The organism is Fontibacter flavus (genome assembly GCF_042432905.1).
Taxonomy (GTDB): domain Bacteria; phylum Bacteroidota; class Bacteroidia; order Cytophagales; family Cyclobacteriaceae; genus Fontibacter; species Fontibacter flavus.
The window spans coordinates 1-2,305 of the sequence record NZ_JBHLWI010000082.1; the positions used below are offsets into that span (position 1 = coordinate 1).

Genomic DNA, 2,305 nt, shown 5'->3' on the forward strand with positions numbered 1-2,305 from the left:
TTGGATATAGTGCATAGAGATAAAATAGGATTGTTAAAAATAACCTCAACTAAATTTACTAAATTTAAGGAGATTGTGGAATAGCCAACTAAAAAACAGGAGAGGCTTTTTTCACAGTCTGACGTTACCAGCAATAATAGAAGAACACAACAACCATGAAAATAAACAAATTAAAAATTGAAGGTGTTGGTGGAATTAAACTGATAAATCTTTCTTTCAACGATAGAATGAATCTTCTATGTGGACCGAATGGAATTGGAAAGACGACAATTTTAGAATCTATTGCTCATATTTTTTCAAATGGCGATACGAATATTCTAAAAAGAAATGTTGCATCAGAAATAAGTAAAATATCTGCCGAAATTGATATTAATGGGGCAGTCGAAAACAAGGAAATACAGTTTGACACCTTTATACCAGAAACATCAACTAGGGTTACAGGATTTCATTTACGAACTAGCGGACTAATTTCATTAAAGACAACAAGAACTTTTCAATACCAGTCTTTACAATCAGTCTCCAAGGACAGTAATAAAGAAAACCATATTCTTTGGAACGATGCAATTAATGGTATTAACCTAACTGATATAAAAAATTGGTTTGTAAACCGTTACTTATATTCTCCTCATGCAGGTGCATTGACTCCTGAGCAGCTCAGCAATTTCGAATTAGCTAAAAAATGTTTCTCATTACTCAACAAGGATTTTTCGTTTAGTAAAGTCAATGCCTCATCGAATGAGATAATGATTAACACCCCTAGTGGTGAGATATATTATGAATACCTATCATCAGGTTTTAAATCAATCATTTCAATACTTTTCGGAATAATTAAGGAGATTGAGTTTCGATTCAAAGACCCAAAAATAAATGCGGAAGATTTTCAAGGAATTATTCTAATTGACGAGATAGAGTTACATCTTCACCCAGAATGGCAAGAAAAAATAGTCGACATACTTTTAGATGTTTTTCCCAAAGCTCAATTTTTTGCATCAACACATAGCCCACATGTAATTCAGACTGCAAAACCCAAACAAATAATTGCTTTAGGCTTAGATTACGATAATGTGATTCAAAGGGAATTGCCAAATTCCGAATTTGGTTTTCAGGGATGGACTATTGAAGAAGTATTAATAGATGTTATGGGAATGAACAGTCTACGCACAGAGATATTTAAGGACTTAATAACCAAATTCGACCAAGCAATAGAAGAAGAGAACTCTGAAATTGCAGAAGAGATATTTTCACAATTGGATAAGCTTTTACATCCAGAGAATACTTTAAGAAAACTTTTAAAATTTCAATTAGCCGGTTTGTAATGATAAAATTAGAGCGCATTTCAACACCAATTAAATTGACACCAGCGTTTGCAACAACGCAAACGGCTGAATTTATTGCAAATGAAACTAATGTTTGGAATGTGGACTGGTTAAAAGAAAGTTTACTCGAATTAAGCTACGGCAAGTGTGCTTATTGCGAATGTGACCTTAAGGAAGAAGCCAAATACATGGAAGTTGAACACTTTGAAGATAAAGCCAATAATCCAAATAAGGTTTTGGAATGGGATAATTTACTCCCAGCATGTAAAAGATGTAATGGTTCAAAAAGCACTCATGATGTAATTTCCGAACCAATCGTAAATCCATTCATAGACACTCCATCCACACATCTTACATTACGACTATACAGATTTAAATCAAAGGATGTAAAAGGAAAAAACACAATAGATGTTGTTGATTTGAATCATACTGAAAGAGCTGTAAAGAAACGTTTTGAAGTAGGAGAACAACTTGAAAAAACAATCGAAAAAGCCTTTGAAAGACTTGAATTGTATGAAGCTAATACTATTACACAAAGAAGGAACAAATTATTAAGTATAGTTGAAGACATTTTACTTGAATGCCAAAAAGAAAGTATTTACTCAGCAACCTGCTCAACAATACTTCATTCAAGTGACGTTTATTCGGAGATAAGACAAAAAATGCAAACTCACGGAATATGGTCAAAAGAACTTGAAACCCTACATAATGACTCAGCTAAACTAGTAATATGACAAAAAGAATTACTGCTGGTAACAGCCGTTTTGCGTCAGGCGGGCGGACGTGCAAACGTGAAAGTTTGTGCTACTATTCAGCTTTGGTGCTGGTTGACAGTTTAGTGCTTCTATGCCCGCCCGAACGCAAAGGTGTGCTGTGAATGGCCAACAATCGTAGGTTGGCCAATGCTGTATAAAAGATGATGGTAGGTCCATCAGTATCGGCTTTCAAGAGCAGGTACTAAACCGCCCCTCGGTGCTTGGATAGTAATT

Annotated in this window: 3 protein-coding genes; 2 read left to right on the forward strand and 1 reads right to left on the reverse strand. The window is 34.6% G+C overall.

Features of this window, described 5'->3' with window-relative positions:
* The first annotated feature begins 155 nt into the window (after nucleotides 1-155).
* Complete coding sequence (locus ACFFIP_RS18085; RefSeq protein ID WP_382389170.1) at nucleotides 156-1,316, forward strand: AAA family ATPase; 1,161 nt, start codon at nucleotides 156-158, stop codon at nucleotides 1,314-1,316.
* Nucleotides 1,316-2,050, forward strand: a complete 735-nt coding sequence (locus ACFFIP_RS18090; RefSeq protein WP_382389172.1) for an HNH endonuclease — start codon at nucleotides 1,316-1,318, stop codon at nucleotides 2,048-2,050. The genes ACFFIP_RS18085 and ACFFIP_RS18090 overlap by 1 nt, the downstream gene beginning before the upstream one ends.
* A gap of 73 nt (nucleotides 2,051-2,123) precedes the next feature.
* Here ACFFIP_RS18090 and ACFFIP_RS18095 read toward each other — a convergent pair whose 3' ends face one another.
* Entirely contained in the window at nucleotides 2,124-2,264 is a 141-nt protein-coding gene (locus ACFFIP_RS18095; protein WP_382389173.1) for a hypothetical protein, read from the reverse strand.
* Nucleotides 2,265-2,305 lie beyond the last annotated feature (41 nt).